Below are 392 nucleotides of genomic sequence, written 5' to 3'. Positions count from 1 at the left end.
AAACCAGGTGTGCGCATCACCTACCGAGAGCAAGGCCCTAACACGCTCTCCATTACTGACGATGCCACCACGATTGCCAACATGCGCGCAGTCCTAGAATCCACCAACACCGACCTGCTTCAAGCCGCCAACGACGTCTTCTTCACCCAAGCCACCGGCACCAAGCCTGCCGTGCGCACCCAAGTCATCGTCACGTTGAACGAGTTGGACCAGATCATCAACGGCAACGGGGACGAGATCGAACTCAACCTCACCAACGGCGCGCGCATGACAGGCGCTGAATTCCTCACCCACAAGTTTGCCGAAATCGGCTACGCCACCATCGTCCACCCTGTCGAAGGGCCTATTAACACCTGGCGGCTAGAACGCGGAGCAAACTTCAACCAACGCCT

1 pseudogene is annotated in these 392 nt (G+C 57.9%); it reads left to right on the top strand.

The window, feature by feature from the left end:
• Positions 1–392 (top strand): annotated as a pseudogene (locus tag HMPREF2635_RS02970) (HNH endonuclease); the annotation flags it as partial.

Origin of the sequence: Corynebacterium sp. HMSC035E02 (assembly GCF_001836065.1) — a bacterium.
Taxonomy (GTDB): domain Bacteria; phylum Actinomycetota; class Actinomycetes; order Mycobacteriales; family Mycobacteriaceae; genus Corynebacterium; species Corynebacterium hiratae.
This window is presented reverse-complemented; position numbering and strand designations above follow the sequence as displayed.